The organism is Streptomyces sp. MMBL 11-1 (assembly GCF_028622875.1).
In the GTDB taxonomy this organism is placed as follows: domain Bacteria; phylum Actinomycetota; class Actinomycetes; order Streptomycetales; family Streptomycetaceae; genus Streptomyces.
In genome coordinates this window covers 1,421,524-1,447,921 of sequence record NZ_CP117709.1, presented here as the reverse complement: position 1 = coordinate 1,447,921, position 26,398 = coordinate 1,421,524, and the positions used below count along the sequence as shown (strand labels likewise).

Sequence of the window (26,398 nt, the reverse complement as noted above, 5' to 3'; positions counted from 1 at the left end):
GTCAAGTCTAGGCAGGGTCCCCGAGGGGGCGGCTCCCGGGGCCAGATTAGGTAACCCTAAGTGACGAACCGCACCGTAGATCGTTCCGGGCCGTGGTTGTCAGGGCCGAACGAATTACGCAACAATGGTGTTGTGAAATATGACGGACGGGCTCCTCAGGAGGAACTCGCGACCGGTGAGCGTTCGACGCGCAACCGGGTCGCGCGCTCCATCCTGGACCACGGCCCCTCCACCGCCGCGGATCTCGCCAAGCGCGTCGGCCTCACCCAGGCCGCCGTCCGCCGCCACTTGGACGCACTCGTCTCCGACGGGGTCGTCGAAGCCCGCGAACAGCGGGTCTACGGGGCGCGGACCCGCGGCAGGCCCGCCAAGGTGTTCGCCCTGACGGACTGCGGCCGGGACGCCTTCGACCAGTCCTACGACAAGCTCGCGGCCGACGCCCTGCGCTTCATCGCCGAGTCCGGGGGCGACGAGGCGGTCCTCGCCTTCGCCCGCGCCCGGATGGCCGCGACGGGCGAGGCGTACCGCGCCGCGGTCGAGGCCGTGGCGCCCGAAGGGCGCACCGAGGCCCTGGCCAAGGCCCTGTCGGCCGACGGGTACGCTGCTATGGCGCGAAGCGCGCCGGGACCGCAGCAGGGCGAGCAGCTGTGCCAGCACCACTGCCCGGTGGCGCATGTCGCCGAGCAGTTCCCACAGCTGTGCGAGGCGGAGACGGAATTCTTCTCCAGCCTCCTCGGGACCCATGTGCAGCGTCTGGCCACCCTCGCCCATGGCGATGGCGTGTGCACGACTTACGTGCCGCGCAGTGGCCACGCTCCACCCCCACAGACCACCCATTCAGCATCTGCAAGCACGGCCGGGAGGAACCCCGCATGACGCTCCCCACGGAGACTGCCCACCCTGAGCTCGAGGGTCTGGGTACGTACGAATTCGGCTGGGCCGACTCCGACGCGGCAGGCGCGGCGGCGAAGCGCGGTCTCTCCGAGGCTGTCGTCCGCGACATCTCGGAGAAGAAGAACGAGCCCGAGTGGATGCTGAAGCTGCGGCTCAAGGGCCTCAAGCTCTTCGGCAAGAAGCCCATGCCGAACTGGGGCTCGGACCTGTCGGGCATCGACTTCGACAACATCAAGTACTTCGTGCGGTCCACGGAGAAGCAGGCGGCCTCCTGGGAGGACCTGCCCGAGGACATCAAGAACACGTACGACAAGCTCGGCATCCCCGAGGCGGAGAAGCAGCGCCTCGTCGCCGGCGTCGCCGCGCAGTACGAGTCCGAGGTCGTCTACCACCAGATCCGCGAGGACCTGGAGGAGCAGGGCGTCATCTTCCTGGACACCGACACCGCGCTGAAGGAGCACCCGGAGCTCTTCAAGGAGTACTTCGGCACCGTCATCCCCGTCGGTGACAACAAGTTCGCCTCGCTGAACACGGCCGTCTGGTCCGGCGGCTCGTTCATCTACGTGCCCAAGGGCGTCCACGTGGACATCCCGCTCCAGGCCTACTTCCGTATCAACACGGAGAACATGGGCCAGTTCGAGCGGACGCTGATCATCGTCGACGAGGACGCCTACGTCCACTACGTCGAGGGCTGCACCGCCCCGATCTACTCCTCGGACTCGCTGCACAGCGCCGTGGTCGAGATCATCGTGAAGAAGGGCGGCCGCTGCCGCTACACGACCATCCAGAACTGGTCGAACAACGTCTACAACCTGGTCACCAAGCGGGCCGTGGCCTACGAGGGCGCGACCATGGAGTGGGTCGACGGCAACATCGGCTCCAAGGTGACCATGAAGTACCCGGCCGTCTACCTGATGGGCGAGCACGCCAAGGGCGAGACGCTGTCCATCGCCTTCGCGGGCGAGGGCCAGCACCAGGACGCCGGCGCCAAGATGGTCCACATGGCCCCGAACACCTCCTCCAACATCGTCTCCAAGTCGGTGGCGCGAGGCGGCGGCCGTACGTCCTACCGCGGTCTGATCGAGATCGGCGAGGGCGCGCCGGGCGCGAAGTCCAACGTGCTCTGCGACGCCCTGCTCGTCGACACGATCTCCCGCTCGGACACCTACCCCTACGTCGACGTCCGCGAGGACGACGTGTCGATGGGCCACGAGGCGACCGTCTCCAAGGTCTCCGAGGACCAGCTCTTCTACCTCATGAGCCGCGGACTCACCGAGTTCGAGGCCATGGCGATGATCGTGCGCGGCTTCGTCGAGCCGATCGCGAAGGAGCTGCCCATGGAGTACGCCCTGGAGCTCAACCGGCTGATCGAGCTGCAGATGGAGGGTTCGGTCGGCTAGGTCCTGTCGTTCGGATCGGGCCGGATCAGGGAGCGGGGTCCGGTGCGTGCAGCTGCAAGGCGGAGGAGGGAGTCACTGCGGAGCATTGGCGACCGACGACAACGCCGCAGATGCGCGTGCCGGGGTCCGCGAGCCCGGCATGATCCGAACGAGAGGTCCTAGGTCCTCGCCCGAGGACCACCGGGACGGCCGTCCGCGGCCGTCCCCGCCCCACCGAATCCCCCGAGTTCTTGACTGAAGAAAGCGAGCACTACGACAGCCATGGCTGAGGCTCAGAACACTCCGGCGGGCTCCACCACCGCCGGCTCCATCGCGGTGGCCGCCGAGTCGACCGTCGCCACCCGTATGAGCGCACCCCCGTCCTTCGACGTCGCGGACTTCCCCGTCCCGCACGGCCGCGAGGAGGAGTGGCGCTTCACGCCGCTGGAGCGGCTGCGCGGGCTGCACGACGGCACCGCGGTCGCGAGCGGCGGCGGCGTGAAGGTCGCCATCGAGGCGCCCGAGGGCGTCACGGTCGAGACCGTCGGCCGCGACGACTCCCGGCTCGGCAAGGCCGGCACCCCGGTGGACCGGGTCGCCGCCCAGGCGTACAGCTCCTTCGAGCAGGCCTCGGTCGTCACCGTCGCCAAGGAAGCCGTGCTCACCGAGCCGATCCGGATCGCCGTGCACGGCGAGGGCGGCGTCGCGTACGGCCACCAGCTCATCCAGCTGGGAGCCTTCGCCGAGGCCGTCGTCGTCATCGACCACACGGGTGACGCGGTGCTCGCCGCCAACGTCGACTACGTGCTGGGCGACGGCGCGAAGCTGACCGTCGTCTCCGTCCAGGACTGGGACGACACGGCCGTCCACGTCGGCCAGCACAACGCGCTGGTGGGCCGGGACGCTTCCTTCAAGTCGATCGTCGTCACCTTCGGCGGCGACCTGGTGCGCCTGCACCCCCGGGTGGCCTACGCGGCCACCGGCGGCGAGGCGGAGCTCTTCGGCCTGTACTTCACCGACAAGGGCCAGCACCAGGAGCACCGCCTCCTGGTCGACCACAACACCCCGCACTGCAAGTCCAACGCGGTGTACAAGGGCGCCCTCCAGGGCGACGGCGCGCACGCCGTCTGGATCGGCGACGTCCTCATCCAGGCCGCGGCCGAGGGCACCGACACCTACGAGATGAACCGGAACCTCGTCCTCACCGACGGCGCCCGGGTCGACTCCGTACCCAACCTGGAGATCGAGACCGGCGAGATCGTCGGCGCCGGCCACGCCTCGGCGACCGGCCGCTTCGACGACGAGCAGCTCTTCTACCTCCAGTCCCGCGGCATCCCGGCCGAGGAGGCCCGCCGACTCGTCGTGCGCGGCTTCTTCGCCGAGCTGGTCCAGCAGATCGGCCTGCCGGACGTCGAAGCGCGTCTCATCGAGAAGATCGAGACCGAGCTGAAGGCGTCCGTCTGATGGCCTTCGTCAAGGTCTGTGCGCTGAGTGAGCTGGAGGACGACACCCCCAAGCGGGTGGAGCTCGACGGCACACCCGTCTCCGTCGTCCGCACCGAGGGCGAGGTGTTCGCGATCAACGACATCTGCTCGCACGCGAACGTGTCCCTCTCGGAGGGCGAGGTGGAGGACTGCGCGATCGAGTGCTGGCTGCACGGATCGTCGTTCGACCTCCGCACCGGCAAGCCGTCCGGTCTTCCCGCGACGCGCCCCGTCCCCGTATACCCCGTCAAGATCGAAGGGGACGATGTGCTCGTCTCCGTCACCCAGGAGTCCTGAGTCACCCATGGCAACGCTTGAAATCCGCGACCTGCACGTCACCGTCGAGGCCGACAACGCCACGAAGGAGATCCTCAAGGGCGTCGACCTGACCGTGAAGCAGGGCGAGACCCACGCCATCATGGGCCCCAACGGGTCCGGCAAGTCCACCCTCGCGTACTCGCTCGCGGGTCACCCCAAGTACACGATCACCGGCGGCACGGTCACCCTGGACGGCGAGGACGTCCTGGAGATGTCCGTCGACGAGCGGGCCCGCGCCGGCCTGTTCCTCGCCATGCAGTACCCGGTCGAGATCCCCGGTGTCTCGGTCTCCAACTTCCTGCGCACCTCCGCCACCGCCATCCGCGGCGAGGCCCCCAAGCTGCGGACGTGGGTCAAGGAGGTCAAGGAGACGATGGCCGGACTCCAGATGGACCCCGCCTTCGCCGAGCGCAACGTCAACGAGGGCTTCTCCGGCGGTGAGAAGAAGCGCCACGAGATCCTCCAGCTGGAGCTCCTCAAGCCGAAGATCGCCGTCCTGGACGAGACCGACTCCGGCCTGGACGTCGACGCGCTCAAGACCGTCTCCGAGGGTGTCAACCGGGTCCGCGAGACCGGCGAGGTCGGCACGCTGCTGATCACGCACTACACCCGCATCCTGAAGTACATCAAGCCCGACTTCGTGCACGTCTTCGCCAACGGCCGTATCGCGGCCTCCGGCGGCGCCGAGCTGGCCGACCAGCTGGAGAACGAGGGCTACGAGGCCTACACGAAGGGTGGCGCTTCCGCGTGACTGACGCCCGACAGGGGCTCACCGGCCTCCTCGACACCGAGGCGATCCGCAAGGACTTCCCGATCCTGGACCGCACGGTCCACGACGGCAAGAAGGTCATCTACCTGGACTCCGCGGCGACCTCGCAGAAGCCGCGCCAGGTCCTCGACGCGCTCAACACGTACTACGAGCGCCACAACGCGAACGTGCACCGCGGCGTCTACACGATCGCCGAGGAGGCCACCGCGCTGTACGAGGGCGCCCGTGACAAGGTCGCGGCCTTCATCAACGCGCCGAGCCGCAACGAGGTGATCTTCACCAAGAACGCCTCGGAGTCGCTCAACCTCGTGGCGAACATGCTCGGCTGGGCGGACGAGCCCTATCGGGTGGACAGCGACACGGAGATCGTCACCACGGAGATGGAGCACCACTCCAACATCGTGCCGTGGCAGCTGCTCTCGCAGCGCACCGGTGCGAAGCTGAAGTGGTTCGGCATCACCGACGACGGCCGGCTCGACCTGTCGAACATCGACGAGATCATCACCGAGAAGACGAAGATCGTCTCCTTCACGCTGGTCTCGAACATCCTGGGCACCGTCAACCCGGTCGAGCAGATCATCCGCCGCGCCCAGCAGGTCGGCGCGCTGGTCTGCATCGACGCCTCGCAGGCGGCCCCGCACATGGTGCTCGACGTGCAGGCGCTCCAGGCCGACTTCGTGGCCTTCACCGGTCACAAGATGGTCGGCCCGACGGGCATCGGCGTGCTGTGGGGCCGGCAGGAGCTCCTGGAGGACCTGCCGCCCTTCCTCGGCGGCGGCGAGATGATCGAGACCGTGTCGATGCACTCGTCGACGTATGCTCCGGCGCCGCACAAGTTCGAGGCCGGTACGCCCCCGATCGCTCAGGCCGTCGGCCTCGGCGCGGCCGTGGACTACCTCTCGGCGATCGGCATGGAGAAGATCCACAACCACGAGAAGGCGATCACCGAGTACGCGGTGAAGCGCCTTCTGGAGGTTCCCGACCTGCGGATCATCGGTCCGGCGACGGCCGAGGACCGCGGCGCCACGATCTCCTTCACGCTCGGCGACATCCACCCGCACGACGTGGGCCAGGTCCTCGACGAGCTGGGCATCGCCGTCCGGGTCGGCCACCACTGCGCCCGCCCGGTCTGCCTGCGGTACGGAATTCCCGCGACGACGCGAGCGTCGTTCTATCTGTACTCCACGCCCGCCGAGGTCGACGCCCTGGTGGACGGTCTGGAGCACGTCCGGAACTTCTTCGGCTGAGGGTTGACTGGTGAAGCTTGATTCGATGTACCAGGAAGTGATCCTGGACCACTACAAGCACCCCCACGGGCGTGGCCTGCGGGACGGTGACGCGGAGGTGCACCACACCAATCCGACGTGCGGCGACGAGATCACGCTCAGGGTGAAGTACGACGGTGAGACCATCGCCGACGTGAGCTACGACGGCCAGGGCTGCTCCATCAGCCAGGCCAGCGCCTCCGTGCTGAACGACCTGCTCGTCGGCAAGGAGCTGTCCCAGGCGCGGAAGATCCAGGAGACCTTCCTGGAGCTGATGCAGTCCAAGGGGCAGCTGGAGCCGGACGACGCGATGGAGGAGGTGCTGGAGGACGCCGTTGCGTTCGCCGGCGTCTCCAAGTACCCCGCCCGGGTCAAGTGCGCGCTGCTGAGCTGGATGGCGTGGAAGGACGCGACGGCCAAGGCGCTGTCCGAAGGGAAGACCGCATGAGCGACAACGAGACCGCGACCATGAAGCCGGCCTCCGAGGAGGAGGTCCGCGAGGCGCTGTACGACGTCGTCGACCCCGAGCTGGGCATCGACGTCGTCAACCTGGGCCTGATCTACGGCATCCACGTCGACGACGCCAACATCGCCACCCTCGACATGACCCTGACGTCCGCGGCCTGCCCGCTGACCGATGTCATCGAGGACCAGGCGAAGTCCGCCACGGACGGCATCGTCAACGAGCTGCGGATCAACTGGGTCTGGATGCCGCCGTGGGGCCCGGACAAGATCACCGACGACGGACGCGAGCAGCTCCGCGCGCTCGGTTTCAACGTCTGACGCGTCCCCCCCTCGGACGGGTCCGACATCTGACACGTCCCCGGGGCAGTGGTGAACGGCCATGCCCGCCAGGCACACTGGCGGGCATGGCCGTCTCCATTTACCACATCGCCGTCGACGCTCACGACCTGCCGCTCCTCGCCCGCTTCTGGAGCGCGGTGCTGGACTGGCAGGTGCTCTTCGAGGACGAGGAGGAGATCGTCATCGGCGCCCACGAGACCGCGTTTCCGGGCATGTGCTTCCTCGCCGTACCGGAGGGGAAGACCGTCAAGAACCGACTGCACATCGATCTGACCCCCGACGACCGGGACGCCGAGGTCGAGCGCATCCTCGCGCTCGGCGCCCGGCGGGTGGACGTCGGGCAGGGGCCGGACGCCACCTTCGTGGTGATGGCCGATCCGGAGGGCAACGAGTTCTGTGTGCTGCGCCCCAAGCGGACCCTGACCGACTGAGCCCCGGCCCGGCCCCTTCGAACTCACACGGGGGCGGGCGGCGGCGGGCCGTACTGCTCGGGCAGTGTCGCTCCCGCCGCCTCGGCCAGCACCGGGCCCAGGTTCTCCGCGCGTATCCGGCGGTCGACGTACAGCAGGCCGACGACCAGCGGCGGGAAGATCGCCGTGAAGAGCTGGGCGATCAGCTGGCTGATGAACGAGAGCAGCATCAGGCCGCCGAACAGGGCGATGAGCTCCCCGCCGCTCGCGTCGGCGTCCATGTCCGCCGGGTCGAACAGGCCGGGGAGCAGGCCGATCATCTGGAACGGCAGCTGGATCGTGTAGCCGATCATGGCCGCCAGCGCGTAGGCGAGCAGCCCGACGCCGAAGACCCGCCACCAACTGCCCCGCACGAGCTGGGCCGAGCGGCGCAGGGCCGCGACCGGGCGCTGGTTCTCGAAGACCACGATCGTCGGGGCCAGGGAGAACCGCACCCAGAGCCAGACCGCCACGGGGGCGACGAGCAGGGTGCCGATGAGGCCGATCACGATCAGTGGCACGACGCCGTCCTCGTCGCCCAGCGAGACGGTGTAGATCGTCAGCCCGGCGATGGCGGTCATGAGGAGCGCCATCGGGATGATCGCGATCAGGCCGGTCAGGAACACCGTGCCGATGATGGACCAGACCCGCGACCAGGCACGGCTCCAGACGGTGCCGAAGCGGATCGGGCGGCCCAGGACGGCTTCCTGGAGGACCACCGGGACCGCCGCCTGCACCACGGCCGACGCCAGCAGGTAGACGATGACGCCGATGATCATCAGTACGCCGAACGCGATGCCCAGCGGGACGAGTTCCGCCGCGTCCGGGGAGCCCGGGGAGTCGGACGTCAGCTCGTCCCAGTGGGTGGCGACGGCGGAGGCGGCGACCACCAGGGCGAGGATCATCACGAGCGTCGCCGCGCCGAACAGGGTCAGCGCCATCCCGATCAGCGGTTTCCAGTACCGCCCGAGGGTCGAGAAGGCGCCGCTGAGCATGTCCGAGATCCTCAGCGGCGCCAGGGGTATGACCCCCGGCTTGGGCGGTGCGGCCCATCCGCTGTCCCACCCGCCGTTCCAGCCGCCGCCCGGCCCCTGCGCGCCCCCGTGGAAGGGCCCCCCACCGTGAGGTGCGCCCCCGTACGGGCCGCTGCCCCACCCTGCGTCCTGCGCCACTGCGTCTCCGTTGTGTCGTCGGCCCGGTCGCCGGGCCGTGTGGTCGGTCGGCACACCGTAGCGCCCCCGACGTGGGCCGATGATATGTACGGCCGTACGCAACGTTGGGTACAGTCGTACACATGGGATACGCATACGGACTGCTGGCCGCCGCCATCGCGGCGGAGGTGGCCGGGACGACCGCCATGAAGTACAGCGAGGGCTTCACCCGGCTCTGGCCCTCGATCGGCACCGCGGTGGGCTACCTCATCGCCTTCACCCTGCTCGCGCAGACCCTCAAGACGCTCTCCGTGGGCACGGCGTACGCCATCTGGGCCGGGGTCGGCACCGCGGCCGTCGCCCTCATCGGGATCCTCTTCCTGGGGGAGTCCAGCGGCCTGGTCAAGATCGCGGGCATCGCCCTGATCGTGGCCGGGGTCGTCGTCCTCAACCTGGGCGGGGCGCACTGATGGCCCGGCGGTACGACCCAGGGCGACGGACGCGGATCATCGACGCGGCGCTGCGCGTGATCGCGGCCGACGGCTTGGCCGGTCTCAGCCATCGCACCGTGGCCGCCGAGGCCGACGTGCCGCTCGGCTCGACCACGTACCACTTCGGCTCCCTCGACGAACTCCTGGTCGCCGCCCTGCGCCGGTGCAACGAGAACTTCGTGCAGGCCCTGCGCGGCAGCGAGGTCCTGGCGGGCCCCGCCGGACCCGCCGGACCCGCCGGACCCGCCGCCCTCGCCGAGGAGCTGACCCGCCTGCTGGACCGGTGGTTCGCGGGCGAGCGCGGGGCGATCGAGCTGGAGTACGAGCTGTACCTCGCCGCCCTGCGCCGCCCCGCGCTGCGCCCCGTCGCCGCCGAGTGGACCGGGGAGGCCGTCGAACTGCTCTCCCGGCACACCGACCAGGAGACCGCGAGGGCGCTCGTCGCGCTGATGGACGGCATCTGTCTCCAGGTGCTGCTCACCGGCGGCACCTTCGACGCGCCCTGCACCCGGAAGATGCTGACCCGGATCGCGGACGGCGCCAGCACTCGATGATCCGTTCACCGCGAGCCAGCCCCGCGCCGTCTCCTTGTACGTCACGTCCGAGCCGACACCGGTGGGCCCGTGGGGAGCGCGACCGCCGCTCCGTCGGGACGTGCCGGAGCGCGGGGCCCTGACCTGCCGCACCGGTGCCGGGTATCACGCGGACCACCACCCGCGAGGCAGCGCCGTGATCCCTCACGCCAGACACGGCAACGTCGGCGCGGCCCCCGCCGGTGCCCGGCCCCCGCCGCCCCCGCCGTCCGTACCGCCTCCCCGCGCCCCGGTCTCCGCCATGGGATACCCCGGGCGACGGCCGTGGACCACGCGGCGGCGCGCCCCGCCGGGCAGCTCGCCCCTCCCCGTTCCCGCGGCCCTGCCCCCCGCCCCGTACGCCCGGCCCTGCTGCGGCACCAGGCCGTCCAGTACCCGCGCCAGTTCCCACACCACCGAGTCCCACCCCCGCCGCTCCGCCAGCCGTCGGGCCGCGGCGAGACACGCCCACTCGGCGTGGAACCACGCCCCCGCCGCACGCCGGTCGGCGGGCCGTTCCGGGGTCACCCCCGGCAGCGGCGGCCCCAGCCACACCGGCCGACGCCCGTACGGGCCCAGCAGCCGACGGGCCGCCCACGCCGTGTGCGCGTAGTGGTCCAGCACCCGCCGCAGTGCCCGCTCGCACGGCCCCGCCTCCCGCAGCTCGGCCGAGAACACCCGCACCAGCCTGTTCACCCGGTACCGGCCGGGCCCGTGCTGCTCCAGCAGATGGACCGCCTCCAGCTCCCGCAGCAGCACCCGCGCCGACCCCGGGGAACAGCCCAGCAGACTCCCCGCGGCGCCCAGCCCGATGTCCGGCCCCGGCACCGCCGACAGCAACCGGAACGCCCCGGCCGCGGCACCGCTCAGCGCCCGGTACGACAGACGCAGCGCCGTCCGGACGTCCGCCGACGGATCACCCGTCCCCAGAGCGGTCAGCCGGCCCGTCGCGTCCCGCAGCTCCTCGGCGAGGCCCGCCAGCGGAAAGCCCGGCCGGGCCGCCGCCCGCGCCGCGACCACGCCGAGCGCCAGCGGCAGACCCGCGCACTCCTCCAGGACGGCCGCCGTCGCCTCCGGCTCGGCCGCCAGCCGCGCCTCGCCCAACCGGTGCCCGAGGAGTTCCCGGGAGTCCGCCCGGGACAGCGTGGACAGCGGCACCGTGTGCGCCCCCTGGGTGACGGCGAGGCCCGTCAGCCGGCGGCGGCTGGTCACCAGTACGGCGGCCCCCGTACTCCCCGGCAGCAGCGCCGCCACCTGTTCGGCGTCGGCGGCGTCGTCCAGCACGATCAGCACCCGGCGGTCCGCGACCAGGCTCCGGTACAGCCCGGCGAGCGCCTGCCGGCCCGCCGGCGCCGCCGCCGGGTCGACGCCGAGACCGCACAGCAGCAGCCGGAGCGCCGCGACGGGCGTCAGCGGGCCGCCCGAGCGGGCGAACCCGCGCAGATCCACGTACAACTGCCCGTCGGGGAAACGGCGGAGGTTCCGGTGCGCCCAGTGCAGCGCCACCGAGGTCTTGCCCACCCCCGCACCGCCGCTGATGACACACACCGCCCCCGCGCCGGGGCCGGTGGTCGTCGCGGTGCCCGGCGTCTCGTCCGGCGACCGGTCCAGTGCCGCGTCCAGCAGGGCGAGTTCAGCCGTACGCCCGGTGAAGTACCTACCCGCCGACGGCAGTTCGCGCGGTACCGCCCCGGCCGGCGAACCGTCGGAGGGTGGGCGGGAGTCCGCTCCCGCGGGGGCTCCGGACGCCGTGCGGAAGTCCGCCACCGGCGAGTCCGGTCGCCGCACCGGCCCGAGCGCCGGATCACCTGCCAGCACCTGTTGATGCAGCCGCCGCAGCTCCGGCCCCGGATCGCTGCCCAACTCCTCCGCCAGCGCGCACCGTACCCGCTCGAAGCAGCGCAGCGCCTCGGCCGTGCGTCCGCTCCGCCACAGCGCGATCATCAGCTGGGCGGTCAGCCGCTCGTCCCAGGGGCGCTCGTCGTGGCAGGCGCCCAGCTCCGGCAGGAGCGCGCCGTGGCGCCCCAGCCGCAGCGCCAGATCGTTGCGGTCCAGGCGGCAGGCGTGCCGCTGCTCCGACAGCGAGGCCCGCGCCGCGTTGAACCACGGGGTGTCCACCGCCGCGAACGGCTCACCCCGCCACAGCGCCAGCGCCCGGTCGTACAGCTCCAGCGCCCCGTCGCCGTCGGCCGACCGCGCGCGGGCGACCAGATCGTGGAAGAGATGCACATCCACCGTGCCCGGACCGGCCGGCACCGTGTAGCCGCCGGGCCGCCGCACGATCGCGGGCCGCCCCTCACGGGCGCCCTCCGGTACGACGGCGTCCGGCGCGGGCCGCTCCAGCACCCGCCGCAGCCGTGACAGATAGGTGTGCACCGCCGCCGCGACCCGGCGCGGCGGCCGGTCGCCCCAGACCCGCTCCGCCAGACCCTCCACCGGAACCACCCGGTCCACATCCATCAGCAGCGCCGCCAGGACGGTCCGCTGCCGGGCCGGGCCGAGGTCCAGCCGGCGTCCGTCCCGCCGGGCCTCGATCTCCCCGAGGACTCCGTACCAGATTGCCAACGCGCTCCGCCCGTCTGCTGAGTGCCCTACCGCCGGCCGTCGCCGGTTTTAGATCCGATCAAGGTTCGTGCAAGAGCGCCCACGGAAGCTGACGGGGTCGAAGGCGCTCCTGCGCAACCGGCCGGGAGCACACCGTGGGTCCTCCCACCCACCGAGAGGACTTCCATGGACCAGCGGTTCCAGAACGCGCCCGGCTCTCTGGCCGACCCCTCGGGCACCCCCGGCGGTCGGCCCCACCGGGCGTCGGAAGGAGCGGGCCCGCCGACAGGGCGTCCCCGCCCCGCGACGGGGCCGGAACAGGCCCTCCGTACGACCGCGGTCCGCCACTTCCGGGTGGACGGCGGTCCGCCGCCCCCGCGCCACCGCTGCGAGCGCCGCACCGGCCGGTCCGCCCCGGGCCGGCCGCTCATCCACCGACCGAAGGACCTTTCATGCGTGCCTGGTTCGAGAGCCTCTCCGATGCCCTGATCGACCGCCTGGTCCCGAAGACCGAGGCTGCCGCCGCCACCGAGTGCTGGGTCGAGGAGACCTGCATGCAGGGCCCGCTCCAGCTCTGCGGCAGCACCAGTCGCTGGGGCTACTTCATGTACCGGGTGTGCGCCGACGGCACCCGCACCTACAAGGGCGTCCGCTGCGCCTGGTGCAACGGCTGACCTGACCTCAGCACCGCTCCTTCTTCACCGAGTCGAAAGGATCATCATGCGCGAGTGGATCCGGAATCTGTCCGATTCGCTGGTCGACCGCCTCGTTCCCCGGGCGGAGGCGGCTGCCGCCGTCGAGTGCTGGACCGAGGAAATATGTAATTCGACGATGGTCCCGATGTGCCACCGCACCGGCTTCAAGGCGATCTACACCGATCTGGTCTGTTCCGACGGGACCCGTGTGTACCAGGGCAAGCGCTGCGCCGTCTGCTGACGGCATGACCCCTGAGAGGCGACCTGACGGTGGCCTCTCAGGGGCTGCACCCCGGGCGCGTGCCGCCCTGTCGGTGCCTTCGCGGCCACCCCCTCGGAAAGGACACACCGTCGTGGAACTCGTCGTCTGGGCGGTCCGTGGCTGTCTGCTGCTGGTGTTCACCCGCTCCGTCCTCGGCAAGGTGCGGAACCCGGCCGCCTTCGTGGAGTTCACCGGGACCGTGCGAGCCCTGCGGCTCCCCGTACCGGTGCCCGCCCGCCTCCTCGCCGCGCTGGTGGTGGCCGCCGAGGCCGTCCTCGTACCCGCCTTCGCGCTGCCCGGCCCCCTCGCCCCGCCGGCCGTACTCGTCGCCGGGCTCGGCCTCGCCGCCGTACTGCTCGCCGCGTTCACCGCGCTGGCCGTCGCCGCCGCCCGCAGCGGCCGTCGGACACCCTGCCACTGCTTCGGCCGTACGGCGACTCCGCTCGGCGCGGTACACGCCGTACGCAACTCCATCCTGCTGGCCCTCGCGGTCACCGGCCTCGTCGCCACGGCCGTCCCCGGCCCCGCCGCGGGCGACCCGGTGGCGGTGCTGACCGCCGTCCTCGCGGGCGCGGTCCTCGGCCTGCTCGTCACGGTCCTCGACGACCTCGCCGCGCTCTTTCGTCCCCTGCCCCGAAAGGAAACCGCCCCGTGAGTCCGCTCGCCGCCGCTGTCCTCGCCGTCGGAGCCCTGGCCCTGGTCGACCTCGTCCTCACCGTCGGCGTCGTCCGACGGCTGCGGGAACACTCCGACCTGCTGGGGCGGACAGCGGTGCCGGCCGCCGCTTCCCCCGGAGGCATGTCCGGGACCGCGAGCGTCGGCACCCCTGTGCCCTCCTTCACCGCCGGCCCGCCCGACAGCCCCGTCACCGACCGGGACCTCGCCGACGGAACCCTCGTCGCGTTCTTCTCGCCCACCTGCGCGCCCTGTCGCGACAAGCTGCCCGGCTTCGTCGCCCGGTACGCGGACAGCCCCGAGGAGGCCCGGCAGGTGCTCGCCGTCGTCGTCAGCGACACGCACGACACACGCGGCTCGCACGACACACAGGGCTCGCACGGCTCGCACGGGGATCGGGACTCACGCGGACCGGACAGGTCCGGCGAGGACACCGGATCCATGGCCGCCGCTCTGGCCGCCGTGGTGCCGACCGTCAAGGAACCCTATGACGGCCCGGTGACCACGGCGTTCGCCGTCAAGGCCTTTCCCAGCTGCGTACGGGTCGGGCGCGGCCCCGACGGCGGTCTCGTGGTGACGGAAGTCGGACTGTGGCCCCGCACCCCCGTCGCGGCCCGATGACCGGGCCCGCCCCCGTCGTCGTCGCCCGGCCCGGTGACGAGCCCCGCCCCTCCCCGCTCCGTACCGTCCTGGTCGCCGCGGTCCGCCTGGCCGGCCGGGCGGCGCCCGCCACCCTGGCGGGCTGGCTGACGCTCACGGTGGCCGCGTCCGCCGCCCCGGTCGCCGCCGCCTGGACCCTCAAGGCCGTGATCGACCGCCTGGTCGCCGCCCCCTCCGCCGGCGGTTCCCTCACCGGTCCGGTCCTGCTGCTGGTCGGCTGCGGGGTCGCCCTGGCCGTCGTCCCCCAGTTCCTCCAGTATCTGCGGGCCCAGCTCGGCCGGGCGGTCGGGCTGCGCGCGCAGATCGAACTGCACACCGCCGTCGACCGGTTCACGGGCATCGGCCCCTACGAGAACCCGCGCTTCCTGGACCGGCTGCGGATGGCCCGTCAGTACGGCGGCTCCGCACCGGTCGACGCGGTCGGCAGCGTCATCGGCACCGTCGGCGCGGCGGTGACCCTCACCGGATTCCTCGGCGCGCTCACCCTGCTGGGCCCCTGGATGGCGGCGGCCGTCCTGACCTCCGGCGTCCTCGTCCTCGGCGCCGAGATCGCGCTCAGCCGCCGACGGGCCGCCCTCGTCTGGTCGGTGGGCCCGGTGGAGCGTCGGGAGCTGTTCTACAGCGCCCTGCTGACCGACCTGCGGGCCGCGAAGGAGATCCGGCTCTTCGGCCTGGGGCGCTTCCTCGGTGACCGGATGGTCGCGGAGCGCCGTACCTCGGATGCGGCGAAACGGGGCATGGACCGGCAGGAGCTGGCCGTCCAGGCGGGGCTCGCGCTGCTCTCCGCCCTGGTGGCGGGGGCCGGACTGCTGTGGGCGGTCTCGGCAGCCCGCTCCGGGCAGATCACCGTCGGCGGGGTGACCGTCCTGGTCACCGCACTGCCCGCGGTCCAGTCGGCGCTGGCCGGACTCGCCGTCGAATTCGCCACGGGCCACCACGCCCTCCTGATGTTCCGCCACTTCCTCGCCGTGACCGACGCCGAGCCCGACCTGCCCCTGCCCGTCCGGCCCCGCCCCGTGCCGCCGCTGCGCCACTCGGTGGAGTTCCGCGATGTGTGGTTCCGGTACGGGGAGGACCAGCCCTGGGTGCTCCGGGGCGTCGACCTGGTCCTGCCCGCCGGACAGGCCGTGGGCCTCGTCGGTCTCAACGGCGCCGGGAAGTCCACGCTGGTGAAGCTGGTGTGCCGGTTCTACGATCCCACCCGGGGACAGATCCTCTGGGACGGCGTCGACCTGCGCGAACTGTGCCCGCGTGAGCTGCGCCGCCGGATGGGGGCCACCTTCCAGGACTTCATGGAGTACGACCTGACCGCCCGCGAGAACATCGCCCTCGGCGACCTCACCGCACTCCGGGACGGTGACCGGGTGGAAGAGGCCGCCCGCGTCGCGGGAGTCCACGACCGGCTGACGGGCCTGCCCCACGGCTATGACACCCTGCTGAGCCGGATCTTCTTCAGCGAGCAGGACAAGGACGACGCCACGACCGGCGTCGTCCTCTCCGGCGGCCAGTGGCAGCGGCTCGCCCTCGCCCGCTCCCTGATCCGGGACGACGCCGACCTCCTCGTCCTGGACGAACCCGGCTCCGGCCTCGACCCCGAGGCGGAGTACGAGATCCACCACCGGCTGCGACGCCACCGAGCGGGCCGGGCGGGGCTGCTCATCTCCCACCGCCTCAACACCGTGCGCGACGCGGACATGATCGTGGTCCTGGAGGACGGCCGGATCGTCGAACGGGGACCGCACGCCGATCTGATGCGCCGTTCCGGGGTGTACGCCCGGCTGTTCACCCTCCAGGCCAGCGGGTACGCGCCCGACGCCGTCGCGCACGACGCGGGGTCTTCCCTACCCGCCCCGCCGGTCCACGCCACCGGGGCCGCGCCGAGGCCGCCCGCCGACGTGGTGGCGGGAGCCTCCCCGGGCGGAGGACCCCCGTGATCGTGCGCCTCGCCCGCCGTCTGCTGCGGACCCGCCTGCTGGCCGTCACCGTCACCGGCCCGAGCATGGAACCCGCCCTCCACGACGGGGACCGCGTCCTGGTGCGCCGTGGCCCGCGCCGGGTGGCCCGGGGCGATGTCGTCGTCCTCGAACCGCCCTCCGGCGCGCGGGACGAGGGGCTCACGCGCGAGGGCCTGATCATCAAACGGATCGCCGCCGGCCCCGGCGACCCGGTCCCCGCGCTCATGGCCGAGCGGCTGGACGTCCCGCCCGGCTCGGTCGTGCCTTCCGGCCACTACCTGGTCCTGGGCGACAACCAGCCCGTGAGCCTCGACTCCCGCCGCTTCGGCTATGTCCCCCGCACTCTGCTGACCGGCAGGGTGATACGCCCCCTGCCTCGGCACACCCCCGTACGTCCCGGCGGATCAGGACCCGGGCAGGAGCCGCCGGGCACGCGCCGAGGGCTGTTGCCGCGCGCCCGCCGGGAATCGCGGGACAGCACTTGAGGGGTGTCGGAGGAGCGGTGCCGGCGGCGCGGCGACTGCCCGCACCGGGGGAGCGCGCGAGGGCGGCGGGGGAGAGGCCGCACGCTGAGACCGGTTCGCCCGAGCGGGCCCCGGCCGGTTAGGTTGCTGTTCATGACCGACACGACTTCCCAGGGTTCTGCCCGCACCACCGGCGCCGTCGCCGCCGGCCTCGCCACCGTCGCCGGTGACGGCACCGTCCTCGACACCTGGTTCCCCGCCCCCGAGCTGACCTCCGACCCCGGCCCGGCCGGTACGACGCGCCTCAGCCCGGACGAGGCGGTCAACCGGCTCGGTGAGGGCGCCGCCAAGGCCCTCGGCGTGGACGCCCGGCGCGGCGTCGAGATCGTCGCCGTGTCCACGGTCATCTCCTCGCTCGACGACAAGCCGCTCGACGCGCACGACGCCTACCTGCGCCTGCACCTGCTCTCGCACCGGCTCGTCCGGCCGCACGGCCAGAACCTGGACGGGCTCTTCGGGCTGCTCGCCAACGTCGCCTGGACCTCGCTCGGCCCGGTCGCCGTCGACGACCTGGAGCGCGTGCGGCTCAACGCCCGCGCCGAGGGCCTGCACCTCCAGGTCACCTCGGTCGACAAGTTCCCCCGGATGACGGACTACGTCGCCCCCAAGGGCGTACGCGTCGCCGACGCCGACCGCGTCCGGCTCGGCGCGCACCTCGCCGCCGGGACCACCGTCATGCACGAGGGCTTCGTCAACTTCAACGCGGGCACCCTCGGCACCTCCATGGTCGAGGGCCGCATCTCCGCGGGCGTCGTTGTCGGCGACGGCTCGGACATCGGCGGCGGCGCGTCCACCATGGGCACCCTCTCCGGCGGCGGCACGGAGCGCATCGTCATCGGCGAGCGCTGCCTGGTCGGCGCGGAAGCGGGCGTCGGGATCGCGCTCGGCGACGAGTGCGTCGTCGAGGCCGGTCTCTACGTCACCGCCGGCACGCGGATCACGCTGCCGGACGGCCAGGTCGTCAAGGCCCGCGAGCTGTCCGGCGCCTCCAACATCCTCTTCCGCCGCAACTCGGTCACCGGCACCGTCGAGGCCCGCCCGAACAACGCGGTGTGGGGCGGGCTCAACGAGGTCCTGCACGCCCACAACTGACCCGTTCACCAGGCGAGGAGATCAGGCCGCCAGGAGATCAGGCCGCGAGGAGTTCCTCGTACGCCGCACGCAGCCCGTCGGCCGCCCCGCGCCCGGCGGGCTGCAGCGGTTCCCGGACCGGCCCGGCGTCCAGCAGCGCCTTCACGGTGACGGTTCCGGGGAGGCCGCTCGCCATCATCAGCTCGACGAGGCGCGCCGTGAGCCCGTTGAGCCGGGCCGCCTCGTCGGTGCGGCCCGCGTCGAACGCGTCCAGCGGAGCCCGTACCTGGCGCGGGGCCACGTTCGCGACCGTGCTGACGTACCCCGCACCGCCCACCGCGTACAGCGGCAGATTCAGCTCCTCGCAGCCCGAGTAGTACGCCAGCGAGGTGCGGGCCATCACCTTCGTCGAGCCGAGCAGGTCGTAGGAGCAGTCCTTGACCGCCACCACGCGCGGGTGCTCAGCCAGCCGCAGCAGGGTTTCCGGCTCGATCCGCACGCCGGTGCGGCCGGGAATGTCGTACAGCATCAGCGGCAGACCGGTGGAGTCCGCGACCCGCAGGAAATACGCCTCGACGGCTGCCTGTGGAGGGCGGCTGTAGTACGGGCTCACCACCAGCAGCCCGTCCGCGCCCGCCTCCTCGGCCTCCCGCGCCAGGCGCAGGGTGTGCGCGGTGTCCGGCCCCCCGACGCCGGTGAGCAGCGGCACCCCGGCACCGACCTCCGCGCGGACGGCCCGCAGCAGAGCGGCCTTCTCGGCGTCCGTCGTCGTGGGGGACTCGCCCGTGGTGCCGCTGAGGACGATCCCGTCGCAGCCCTCCGCCACCAGGCGCGCGGCCTGCGCACGGGCGGCGTCGGGGTCCAGGGCCCCGGTGGCGGTGAAGGGCGTGATCATGGCGCAGAGTGTGCGGCCGAAGGGGCGTGGTGCGGTGGCGGTCATGTCCGAAGTGTCGGCTCCCGGCACCGTGTAGGTCCACTTAGATCTTCTTGGGGCGATTGGCAAGAGACGCTGAAGAGTCCGCGGGTGCGGAGGCTGCTCTCGACACCTCTTCTGACATGATCAGCACATGGACGACAGGCCGCGCCGACGGGGCGGCGAGAGGTGGGGGGCATGGGCATGGGTGTGTGCGTACGGGTGCGGAGACAGGCCTCGGCCGTGCTGCTGGCGGCGACGCTGACCGCTCTGACCGGCTGCTCCGGCTTCCTCGTCCCGGCCGGCGAGGGCGAGGAACGGGACCCCGCCCCGTCCGCTTCCCCGCCCCGCTCCGGCATCGTCCGCGCCGAGACGCTGCCACCGACCCCCGCGCCCGCCTACGGCGACACGGCACAGACCGCCCCGACCCCCGCCCCGCCCGGGAAGTGCCCCGCCTCCGGGGCCGTGGTGGACATGGGCCCGGTGGAGACCGGGATGATGCACCGGGCCGTCGTGCTCACGCTCACCAACTGCGGCAGCGAGCCCTACGCCGTCGACGGCTACCCCTCGGTACGCGCCCTCGGCGAGGACGGCCGGGGCCTCCCCGTCAAGGTCAACGAGGACGGCTCGTACTTCGGCGGCGACCCGGGCCCGAAGAAGGTCCTGCTGGACCCCGGCCGCACCGTCAAGTCGATCCTCGCCTGGGTCTCCACCCCCGAGGGCGGCGACCTCATCGAGGGTGACGCCCTGGAGATCTCCGCCGCCCCCGGTCTCCCGGCGCGGGTCTTCCCGCTGGAGGGTCACGACATCCGGCTGATGGACGAACTCAACACGACGGCCTGGCGCACCGAACTCGGCACCTGATGAGGCGAGGCCGTCAGCGGTTTGGCGCGCAAGCTCGGGCACGGGGGCGGGGACGGGGGCGGGGACGGGGAGGGTCCGGAGGTCCGGCGGCGTCAGCGGTCCGGCGCGGTTGCGGCCGTGGGGACGGTATGGGTGACCCAGTCGGTGCCGGACGGCCCCTCCGGCAGGACGTGCAGCAGAAAGGCAGGGGGCTCGTCGCGGTAGCCCGGCACCCCCTCCCGTAGCACCAGCCCGCTCTGCCGGTACGTACTCGGCGCGACCGCCAGCGTGCTGCCCGCGAAAGGCGCCGTGACGGGGCGGTGCACATGGCCCGCCAGCACCCGCGCGACCCTGGGGTGCGCGGCGACCACCTCCGCCAGCGCGGGGCCGTCCGCCAGGCGCATCCCGTCCAGGAACGGAATGCCGACCGGAACCGGCGGATGGTGCAGACAGACGAGGGCCGGTGCGCCGGGGCGTCGGGAGAGCTCCCGGTCCAGCCGGGACAGCTGCTCGGCCCCCAGCCGGCCGCCCGGCGCACCGGCCACCCGGGAGTCCAGGACCACGACGGTGAACGCCGGGTGCTCCACCGCGTACGACGTCCGCGTCCCCCCGCCCAGGAAGCGCGTCCCGCCGAACGCGCCCACGAGAGCCTCCGGCGCGTCGTGGTTGCCCGTCACCAGATGCAGGGGCAGCGGGAACGCGCCGACCTCCTCGCGCAGGGCCGCGTACGCGCCCGGCTCCCCGCCCTCGGTGAGATCGCCGGTGATCACGACGCAGTCCGGCAGCGGGTCCAGGGCGAGCACCCGGCGCAGGGCGGCCCGCAACCCGGCGGCGGGGGCCGCCGCCCGGGGGCCGGTCGTCAGGTGCGGGTCGCTCAGGTGTGCCACGGAGAGGGTCATGTCCACGGTCCTTCCCCGGCGGCCTCCGGCGCACCCGAGGCCGCTCACGCCGTGGGCGAACAGGGCGCGGCCCGCCGCCCGGCACAACGGCCTTGACCTCAACCGGACTTGAGGAGACACCGTGGTGGTCACGGCGCACCGACCGGCGCGCGTGACGAAAGGACCACCGCCATGACCACGCACCTCACCGACCGCCCCGACCCGGCCCGCACCGACGCCCGGATCGCCAAGGCCAGCACCTGGAACGTGGGGACACCGCGGCGGCAGCGAGCGGCCGTCGACGCCATCCGGAAGACCTGGGAGAGCCGGGAATGGCCGCACCCCGGCCTGCTCTCCTACAGCGTCTACGCGGGGGAGGACGGCGCGACCCTGCTGCACTACTCCCAGTGGGCCGACGAGCAGGCCTACCAGGAATTCGTACGGGACAGCCGCGGCGACCGCAACGCCGAGATCGACGCCGCCGTCCCCGGCATCGAGCGCCTCGCGCTGCGCACGTACGAGCTGTACCGCTCCGGTCTCCGGGCCGAGGGCGACACCCGGAAGACCGGCTGCCTCGTCATCGTGGACGTCGAGTTCGACGGGCCCGACCCGGCCCGCCAACGCGACTGGGTGGACGCGGTGTTCGAGGCGCTCGGCGAAGAGGCCGAACTGCCCCCCGGCGGCATCTCCGCGCACTTCCACGTCAGCACCGACGGCACCCGGGTCCTCAACTACGCCGAGTGGGAGAGCGCCGAGCACCACATCGCGGCCCTCGCCGCACCCGGAGAGGGCATCGGCTCCCCGTCCCCGCGCTGGGAACGCGTCCAGAACTACCCGGGCATGACCGGCGGCGGCGTGCACCGCTACACCCCCGTGCTCAGCTTGGAGCCGGGCGCCGGCGCACAGGGGGCGCGGGCGGGCGGTATGTGGTGAAGCGGCGGGCGGCACGCGGCGCATTGCGTCTAGGCTTGGGCGGCTGAACCGCGTACGCACTCCGTATGCCCCGAGCACGCACCGAGGAGAACCACCGATGTCCGCAGAGCGCCCCTCCCTGCCGCCGGTGCGGCTGAACTCCGAGGCCGAACTGGCACGGGACGCGCTCGCCGCTCCGTTGTTCGTCCGCGCCGTCAAGCTCGCCCGGTGGGCAGGACCGGACACCCGGGTCGGCGCCGGCGGCGAGCTCGTCGAGGACCAGCTGCCCGCCGCCGCCGAGCACCTCGGCCTCCAGGCGGACGAGGACGGTGCCGCCTACGCCAGCGAGGCCTGGCGGCTCGCCGTGGACACCGGCCTCCTCGACGTCACCGACCCCGAGGAGGGCGAGGCAGAGGGCGACGGGGGCACGGACGGCGAGGCCGAGGGCACCGTCACCACGGGCGAGAACCTGGCCCTCCTCACCGGCGGCTCCCCGCAGGACGTGCTGGACATCTGGCTCGACGGCCTGGACGCCGTGCACGCCGACGCCACCGCGCCCGTCCTGGACGACTTCGCGGACCTCGTCGGTGAGGACGGCTCGATCGACTTCGACGCCCTGGACTGGGACCCGGAGGCCGAGGCGGAGTTCCTCGACGGCGTCCTCGGCAACCTCTACCTGCTCACCCTCGCGGACAACGGCGCGGGCGAAGGACCGGTCCCGCTGCCCGCCCTCGCCGCCTCGATGATCGTCCCCGACGACATGGGTGAGCCGACCGACGACATCCTGGAGCAGGTGTCCGAGGCGATGATGCGCCTCGACGACCAGTTCCGGCTCCTCGAACCCATCGGGATCGTCGAATACCGCCCGGTCGACGAGGCGTTGCTGGTCGAGGAGGGCGAAGCCGCGGACGCCTCCGCCGCCGGGGCCGACGACGAGGACGTCACCCGGTACGGCATGGTCAAGCTCACCCCCCTCGGCCTGTACGGCGTCCGGGCCCGGATGCTGGAGGCCGGGATGGACGCCCCCGCCGTCGGCGACCTCGCGGGCAAGGGCGCCGACGCCCTCCTCGACGGCATCGCCCACTACCCGGAGTCCGCCGCCCGCGCCGAGGTCAAGCTCTGGCTCGCGGGGCACGGCGCGGAGGGCGCGGTGTCCGCTGCGGCCGAGCTGCTGGCCGCCGCCCGCGGCGCGGACGAGGGCGCGCCGCTGCGCCGCCTCCACTGCCAGCAGGCCCTCGCCCTGGCGGGCCCCGAGGCGGAGCCCGCCGTGCGCGCGGTGCTCGGCGACCCCGAGCTGGGCGGCCTGGCCCGCGTCTGGCTCGCGGAGCGCGGCGCGGCCGACGTGCCCGCCCCGCCGGAGAACATGATCTTCTGGCTGGCCATCGACACCATCGCCGCCCAGCTGGACGCGGACGGCGAGCTGGACGAGCTCCAGGGACTGGTCGAGGGGCTCTCCGCGCAGCACAGCGGCTTCTTCGACGAGGTCTGGCGCGTCGACCACCCGGCCACCGCCGATGTGCTGGAGGCCATGGGCCGGCTGCACAGCGACAAGAAGGCCGCCAAGAGCGCCCGCAAGGCGGCGTTCAAGGCCCGCTCGCGCGCGGGCGGTTGAGGGCTCGGCCCGGAGCGGCGCTCGGGGCTCCGCCCGAGCGCCGCTCGGCCGAGGAGCTCCGCTCTTACAAAGCGGCTGTCAGTGGCTCGCCGTCCCCACCGGGAATCCGGCCGGATACCGGTCCGGCCACGCCCGTCCGGTGACGGAAACCGCCACACGTTCGGGGGTCTTTCCGGTGCGGCGTGCCGCCTGGTTCCGCCGCTGGAGGCGGGAGGAAGCGCTGACCGGCCGTGGTGGGCGCTGATTACGAATCCGGCACGTCTGGGGCCCCGGGCGCCGACGGGCATGGCGTAGGGCCCTCACAGGGCGCATACTCGACTTAATGAAACAGTCAGCCCGGCGTCACCTGCCTTCCAGTCCCTTCAACCGCCCGGCCCAGGAGGCCCCACCGGTCGAATGCTTCGATGTGGGCGACAGGGTGTCGCACGACCAGTTCGGGCTCGGCAGGATCCTTGCTGTCGAGGGCGACAACGACGCAGTCCTCATCGACTTCTCGGGGCGTCAGGGAAGGATCCTGAGCCCGTACTCCAAACTGACCAAGCTCTGAGACGCGGGACGAGTACGAGCAGCGTCCGTCTTCTCCGGACCCGGGGCGCCTGAATCCCTTCAGGCGCCCCGGACTCCGTTGCGGCCCCCCGGCGAGGGCCCACGGTGGTTACAGGGACTTGGCGGCGGGCTTGACCATGCCCCGCACGGTGCGTGACTTCACGAACTCGCCCATCGCGGTCATCTCCCACTCGCCGGTGAACTGCTTGATGAGCTTGGCCATCATCACGCCGGTCTGCGGTTCGGCGCCGGTGAGGTCGAAGCGGACCAGCTCCTCGCCGGACGCGTCGTCGATCAGCCGGCAGTAGGCCTTGGCCACCTCGTTGAACTTCTGGCCGGTGAACGAGTTCACCGTGAAGACCAGGCCGGTCGCCTCGGCGGGGATCCGGCCGAGGTCCACCATGATCACCTCGTCGTCGCCCGCGCCCTCACCGGTGAGGTTGTCGCCGGAGTGCTTGATCGCCCCGTTCAGGATGGTCAGCTTGCCGAAGTAGCAGCTGTCCAGGTGGTTGCGGTTGGGGCCGTAGGCGATCACCGACGCGTCCAGGTCGATGTCCTTGCCGCGGAAGGCGGGCTCCCAGCCCAGGCCCATCCTGACCCGCGAGAGCAGCGGGGCGCCGCCCTTGACGAGGGACACGGTCTGGTTCTTCTGGAGGTTGACCCGGCCCTTGTCCAGGTTGATCTTCCCGGAGCCCGCGGGCGCGGCCGGGGCCGCCGGGGGAGCGGGCGGGGCGGCCGGAGCGGGCGGGGTGATCCGCGGGTCGACGGGGGCGGCGACCGGAGCGGGCGGCGCGGCGGCGGCCGGGGCGGGGGCCGTCGGAGCCGGAGGGGCGACCGGGGCCGCGGGCTCCTCGACCGAGACGCCGAAGTCCGTGGCGATCCCGGCCAGCCCGTTCGCGTAACCCTGGCCGACCGCGCGGGCCTTCCAGGCCCCGTTGCGCAGGTAGATCTCGATGACCACGAGCGCCGTCTCGGTGCCCAGCCGCGGCGGGGTGAAGGTGGCGAGCGCGCTGCCGTCATCCGCGTTGCGCACGGTGGCGGTGGGCTCGACGCCCTGGAAGGTCTGGCCCGCGGCGTCGGGGCTCGCGGTGACGACGATCTTCTCGATGCCCGGCGGGACGGCCGCGGTGTCCACCACGATCGCGTCGGGCGTGGAGCCCCCGCCGGAGCGGTAGGTCACGCCCGGGCCCGAGGGCTGGTTGTAGAAGATGAAGTCGTCGTCGGAGCGCACCTTGCCGTCGGCGGTGAGCAGCAGGCCCGAGACGTCGAGCCGCACCGGAGCGGCGACGTCCACCGCCACGCGGGCGGCGGAGAGAGGGATGTTCGAGCCGGGGGTCATTGCGGTCATGCACGGGGTAACGAACGACCCGGCTTTGCCGTTCCCTTACCTTCGGCCGTCCGGAGGATGGCCGTCGGAGGGCTCTCAGCGGCGGTTGCGGGGGTGGTCGCGGGCGGTGCGCTCGTTGCCGTGCTTGTACGCGCCGGTCCAGCGCGCCATCACCAGCTGGGCGTCGCCCGAGCCCACCTCGGCCAGGAACTTCGCCGCCCGGCCGCCGCGCAGGGTGCCCGCGGGGCGGCCGTGGTGGGTGATGGTGACGCTCTGGTCGCCGTGCTGTTCGTACTGGAATCCGGAAGGTCTCGGCATGGCCCGTATCCTGCCCGCCTCGCCGAGCCCCCGTCGCCCCGATTTCCGCCGCCGGGCCCCTCCGCCGCTCCCGCCCGGGCCGTCCACCGCTTCCGCCCGGGCCCTGCGCTCCGCTTTCGCCGGTACCTGCGCTCCGCTCCCGGTCGGCCCTGCGCTGCGCTTCCGGCAGGCTCAGTGCGGCCAGATCGGCGGGTCGGTCGCGAAGTGGCCGCCCACGCGGGCGTGCGCCGGATTGTCCGGGTCCAGCTCGCCCTGTTCGGCGACGAGCTTCGCCGCGTACGGCTCCGAGTCGTCCAGCGGCCGGTAGCCCAGCGCCCGGGCCGGCGTCAGGTCCCACCACAGGCGGGTATTGGCGGAGGAGCCGTACACGACGGTGTGCCCGACGTCCTCGGCGGTGAGGGCCGCGTGGAACAGCCGGGCGCCGTCACCGGGGCTCATCCAGACCGACAGCATCCGCACCGAGGTGGGCTCGGGGAAGCAGGACCCGATCCGTACCGAGACCGTCTCCAGCCCGTGCCGGTCCCAGTAGAGCTGGGCCAGGTCCTCGCCGAAGCACTTCGAGAGCCCGTAGAAGGTGTCGGGGCGGCGCGGGGCGTCCAGGGGGATCAGCGGATCGCCCGGAGCCGGGCGCGGGGTGTGCCCGATGACGTGGTTGGAGGAGGCGGACACGATGCGCCGGACGCCCTCCTCGCGGGCGGCCTCGTAGAGGTGGTGCGTGCCCTGGATGTTGGCGCGGAGGATCTTGTCGAACGTGGACTCCAGCGAGATGCCCGCCAGGTGGATGACCGCGTCCACCCCGCGCACGGCCTCGCGCAGCGCCTCCCGGTCGTTGAGGTCGGCGGTGATCGCCTCGGGCGCTCCCTCCACCGGGACCACGTCGAACAGACGCAGGTCGTATCCGTACGCGGGCAGCAGCCCCCGCATCAGGGTGCCGAGGCCGCCTGCGGCGCCGGTGAGCAGGACGGTACGGGGAGCGGTCATACGGGGGTCTCCTCGGGGCGTACGCGGGCGCTGTGCGCAATGCTGGCTGACATTCACATGCGTGGACAAGCTAAAGAGGGGGCGGGAGGTGCGTCAAGAGCCCGCG

At 72.4% G+C, this 26,398-nt stretch carries 29 protein-coding genes and 1 pseudogene; 23 read left to right on the top strand and 7 right to left on the bottom strand.

What is annotated here, in order from left to right:
* Window positions 1–132: 132 nt before the first annotated feature.
* The 9 genes from PSQ21_RS06210 to PSQ21_RS06170 all read left to right on the top strand — a co-directional run bounded on the left by PSQ21_RS06210 (window position 133) and on the right by PSQ21_RS06170 (window position 7,344).
* On the top strand, window positions 133–876 hold the full coding sequence (locus PSQ21_RS06210; protein WP_274029393.1) for a helix-turn-helix transcriptional regulator: 744 nt from the start codon (window positions 133–135) through the stop codon (window positions 874–876).
* Window positions 873–2,294 (top strand): Fe-S cluster assembly protein SufB, encoded by a 1,422-nt coding sequence (gene sufB / locus PSQ21_RS06205; protein ID WP_003969891.1) that lies wholly within the window; start codon window positions 873–875, stop codon window positions 2,292–2,294. The genes PSQ21_RS06210 and sufB overlap by 4 nt, the downstream gene beginning before the upstream one ends.
* 261 nt (window positions 2,295–2,555) lie before the next feature.
* Window positions 2,556–3,737 (top strand): Fe-S cluster assembly protein SufD, encoded by a 1,182-nt coding sequence (gene sufD / locus PSQ21_RS06200; RefSeq protein ID WP_274029392.1) that lies wholly within the window; start codon window positions 2,556–2,558, stop codon window positions 3,735–3,737.
* On the top strand, window positions 3,737–4,054 hold the full coding sequence (locus PSQ21_RS06195) for a bifunctional 3-phenylpropionate/cinnamic acid dioxygenase ferredoxin subunit (protein ID WP_097867842.1): 318 nt from the start codon (window positions 3,737–3,739) through the stop codon (window positions 4,052–4,054). Before sufD ends, PSQ21_RS06195 begins: the two co-directional genes overlap by 1 nt.
* Before the next feature lie 7 nt (window positions 4,055–4,061).
* Complete coding sequence (gene sufC, locus PSQ21_RS06190) at window positions 4,062–4,826, top strand: Fe-S cluster assembly ATPase SufC (RefSeq protein ID WP_007448470.1); 765 nt, start codon at window positions 4,062–4,064, stop codon at window positions 4,824–4,826.
* Window positions 4,823–6,091, top strand: coding sequence for a cysteine desulfurase (locus PSQ21_RS06185; protein ID WP_274029391.1), 1,269 nt, complete (start codon window positions 4,823–4,825; stop codon window positions 6,089–6,091). The genes sufC and PSQ21_RS06185 overlap by 4 nt, the downstream gene beginning before the upstream one ends.
* A 10-nt stretch (window positions 6,092–6,101) precedes the next feature.
* Window positions 6,102–6,557: a Fe-S cluster assembly sulfur transfer protein SufU gene (gene sufU / locus PSQ21_RS06180; RefSeq protein ID WP_274029390.1), complete on the top strand. Its 456-nt coding sequence runs from the start codon at window positions 6,102–6,104 to the stop codon at window positions 6,555–6,557.
* Complete coding sequence (locus tag PSQ21_RS06175; protein ID WP_003969897.1) at window positions 6,554–6,892, top strand: metal-sulfur cluster assembly factor; 339 nt, start codon at window positions 6,554–6,556, stop codon at window positions 6,890–6,892. Before sufU ends, PSQ21_RS06175 begins: the two co-directional genes overlap by 4 nt.
* Before the next feature lie 86 nt (window positions 6,893–6,978).
* The gene (locus PSQ21_RS06170; protein WP_274029389.1) at window positions 6,979–7,344 is read left to right on the top strand and encodes a VOC family protein; all 366 of its coding nucleotides are present in this window, start codon (window positions 6,979–6,981) and stop codon (window positions 7,342–7,344) included.
* 23 nt (window positions 7,345–7,367) lie between these two features.
* On the opposite strand, the gene PSQ21_RS06165 is transcribed toward PSQ21_RS06170, so the two are convergent.
* Window positions 7,368–8,357 carry a hypothetical protein gene (locus PSQ21_RS06165; RefSeq protein WP_274029388.1) on the bottom strand — a complete coding sequence of 330 codons (990 nt, stop codon included), beginning with the start codon at window positions 8,355–8,357 and terminating at the stop codon, window positions 7,368–7,370.
* 299 nt (window positions 8,358–8,656) lie between these two features.
* On the opposite strand from PSQ21_RS06165, the gene PSQ21_RS06160 reads away from it, so the two are divergent.
* The gene (locus PSQ21_RS06160; protein ID WP_274029387.1) at window positions 8,657–8,983 is read left to right on the top strand and encodes a DMT family transporter; all 327 of its coding nucleotides are present in this window, start codon (window positions 8,657–8,659) and stop codon (window positions 8,981–8,983) included.
* Entirely contained in the window at window positions 8,983–9,558 is a 576-nt protein-coding gene (locus PSQ21_RS06155; RefSeq protein WP_274029386.1) for a TetR/AcrR family transcriptional regulator, read from the top strand. Before PSQ21_RS06160 ends, PSQ21_RS06155 begins: the two co-directional genes overlap by 1 nt.
* A gap of 183 nt (window positions 9,559–9,741) precedes the next feature.
* Here the strand turns inward: PSQ21_RS06155 and PSQ21_RS06150 are convergent, their stop codons facing one another.
* Window positions 9,742–12,141: an AfsR/SARP family transcriptional regulator gene (locus PSQ21_RS06150; protein ID WP_274029385.1), complete on the bottom strand. Its 2,400-nt coding sequence runs from the start codon at window positions 12,139–12,141 to the stop codon at window positions 9,742–9,744.
* A 431-nt stretch (window positions 12,142–12,572) separates the two neighbouring features.
* On the opposite strand from PSQ21_RS06150, the gene PSQ21_RS06145 reads away from it, so the two are divergent.
* The 7 genes from PSQ21_RS06145 (at window position 12,573) to dapD (ending at window position 17,983) form a co-directional block, all read left to right on the top strand.
* Complete coding sequence (locus PSQ21_RS06145) at window positions 12,573–12,794, top strand: hypothetical protein (protein WP_274029384.1); 222 nt, start codon at window positions 12,573–12,575, stop codon at window positions 12,792–12,794.
* A 46-nt stretch (window positions 12,795–12,840) separates the two neighbouring features.
* Entirely contained in the window at window positions 12,841–13,056 is a 216-nt protein-coding gene (locus PSQ21_RS06140; protein WP_274029383.1) for a hypothetical protein, read from the top strand.
* Between the two features lie 112 nt (window positions 13,057–13,168).
* Complete coding sequence (locus PSQ21_RS06135) at window positions 13,169–13,732, top strand: MauE/DoxX family redox-associated membrane protein (protein ID WP_274029382.1); 564 nt, start codon at window positions 13,169–13,171, stop codon at window positions 13,730–13,732.
* Complete coding sequence (locus PSQ21_RS06130) at window positions 13,729–14,373, top strand: redoxin domain-containing protein (RefSeq protein ID WP_274029381.1); 645 nt, start codon at window positions 13,729–13,731, stop codon at window positions 14,371–14,373. The genes PSQ21_RS06135 and PSQ21_RS06130 overlap by 4 nt, the downstream gene beginning before the upstream one ends.
* A complete protein-coding gene (locus tag PSQ21_RS06125) occupies window positions 14,370–16,346 on the top strand; it encodes an ABC transporter ATP-binding protein (RefSeq protein ID WP_397992363.1) in 1,977 nt (658 codons plus the stop codon). Before PSQ21_RS06130 ends, PSQ21_RS06125 begins: the two co-directional genes overlap by 4 nt.
* Window positions 16,343–16,852, top strand: coding sequence for a peptidase S26 family protein (locus PSQ21_RS06120; RefSeq protein ID WP_274029379.1), 510 nt, complete (start codon window positions 16,343–16,345; stop codon window positions 16,850–16,852). The genes PSQ21_RS06125 and PSQ21_RS06120 overlap by 4 nt, the downstream gene beginning before the upstream one ends.
* Before the next feature lie 132 nt (window positions 16,853–16,984).
* The gene (gene dapD / locus PSQ21_RS06115) at window positions 16,985–17,983 is read left to right on the top strand and encodes a 2,3,4,5-tetrahydropyridine-2,6-dicarboxylate N-succinyltransferase (protein ID WP_274029378.1); all 999 of its coding nucleotides are present in this window, start codon (window positions 16,985–16,987) and stop codon (window positions 17,981–17,983) included.
* A 37-nt stretch (window positions 17,984–18,020) separates the two neighbouring features.
* Here dapD and dapA read toward each other — a convergent pair whose 3' ends face one another.
* Window positions 18,021–18,902 (bottom strand): 4-hydroxy-tetrahydrodipicolinate synthase, encoded by an 882-nt coding sequence (dapA, locus tag PSQ21_RS06110; protein ID WP_274029377.1) that lies wholly within the window; start codon window positions 18,900–18,902, stop codon window positions 18,021–18,023.
* Window positions 18,903–19,073: 171 nt separating this feature from the next.
* On the opposite strand from dapA, the gene PSQ21_RS06105 reads away from it, so the two are divergent.
* Window positions 19,074–19,739 carry a DUF4232 domain-containing protein gene (locus PSQ21_RS06105; RefSeq protein WP_397992294.1) on the top strand — a complete coding sequence of 222 codons (666 nt, stop codon included), beginning with the start codon at window positions 19,074–19,076 and terminating at the stop codon, window positions 19,737–19,739.
* 92 nt (window positions 19,740–19,831) lie between these two features.
* Here the strand turns inward: PSQ21_RS06105 and PSQ21_RS06100 are convergent, their stop codons facing one another.
* Entirely contained in the window at window positions 19,832–20,617 is a 786-nt protein-coding gene (locus PSQ21_RS06100; protein WP_274029376.1) for a phosphodiesterase, read from the bottom strand.
* A gap of 171 nt (window positions 20,618–20,788) precedes the next feature.
* Between PSQ21_RS06100 and PSQ21_RS06095 the strand changes: the two genes are divergently transcribed.
* The 4 genes and pseudogenes from PSQ21_RS06095 (at window position 20,789) to PSQ21_RS06080 (ending at window position 23,667) form a co-directional block, all read left to right on the top strand.
* The gene (locus PSQ21_RS06095; RefSeq protein ID WP_274029375.1) at window positions 20,789–21,529 is read left to right on the top strand and encodes an antibiotic biosynthesis monooxygenase; all 741 of its coding nucleotides are present in this window, start codon (window positions 20,789–20,791) and stop codon (window positions 21,527–21,529) included.
* 97 nt (window positions 21,530–21,626) lie between these two features.
* Window positions 21,627–23,120: a hypothetical protein gene (locus PSQ21_RS06090; RefSeq protein ID WP_274029374.1), complete on the top strand. Its 1,494-nt coding sequence runs from the start codon at window positions 21,627–21,629 to the stop codon at window positions 23,118–23,120.
* A gap of 91 nt (window positions 23,121–23,211) precedes the next feature.
* Window positions 23,212–23,414 (top strand): annotated as a pseudogene (locus PSQ21_RS06085) (hypothetical protein); the annotation flags it as partial.
* A 28-nt stretch (window positions 23,415–23,442) separates the two neighbouring features.
* Window positions 23,443–23,667 carry a hypothetical protein gene (locus tag PSQ21_RS06080; protein ID WP_032752687.1) on the top strand — a complete coding sequence of 75 codons (225 nt, stop codon included), beginning with the start codon at window positions 23,443–23,445 and terminating at the stop codon, window positions 23,665–23,667.
* 108 nt (window positions 23,668–23,775) lie between these two features.
* Here PSQ21_RS06080 and PSQ21_RS06075 read toward each other — a convergent pair whose 3' ends face one another.
* The 3 genes from PSQ21_RS06075 to PSQ21_RS06065 all read right to left on the bottom strand — a co-directional run bounded on the left by PSQ21_RS06075 (window position 23,776) and on the right by PSQ21_RS06065 (window position 26,292).
* The gene (locus tag PSQ21_RS06075) at window positions 23,776–25,014 is read right to left on the bottom strand and encodes a TerD family protein (RefSeq protein WP_274029373.1); all 1,239 of its coding nucleotides are present in this window, start codon (window positions 25,012–25,014) and stop codon (window positions 23,776–23,778) included.
* 75 nt (window positions 25,015–25,089) lie between these two features.
* A complete protein-coding gene (locus tag PSQ21_RS06070; protein WP_274029372.1) occupies window positions 25,090–25,311 on the bottom strand; it encodes a hypothetical protein in 222 nt (73 codons plus the stop codon).
* A gap of 171 nt (window positions 25,312–25,482) precedes the next feature.
* A complete protein-coding gene (locus tag PSQ21_RS06065) occupies window positions 25,483–26,292 on the bottom strand; it encodes an NAD-dependent epimerase/dehydratase family protein (RefSeq protein ID WP_274029371.1) in 810 nt (269 codons plus the stop codon).
* Window positions 26,293–26,398 lie beyond the last annotated feature (106 nt).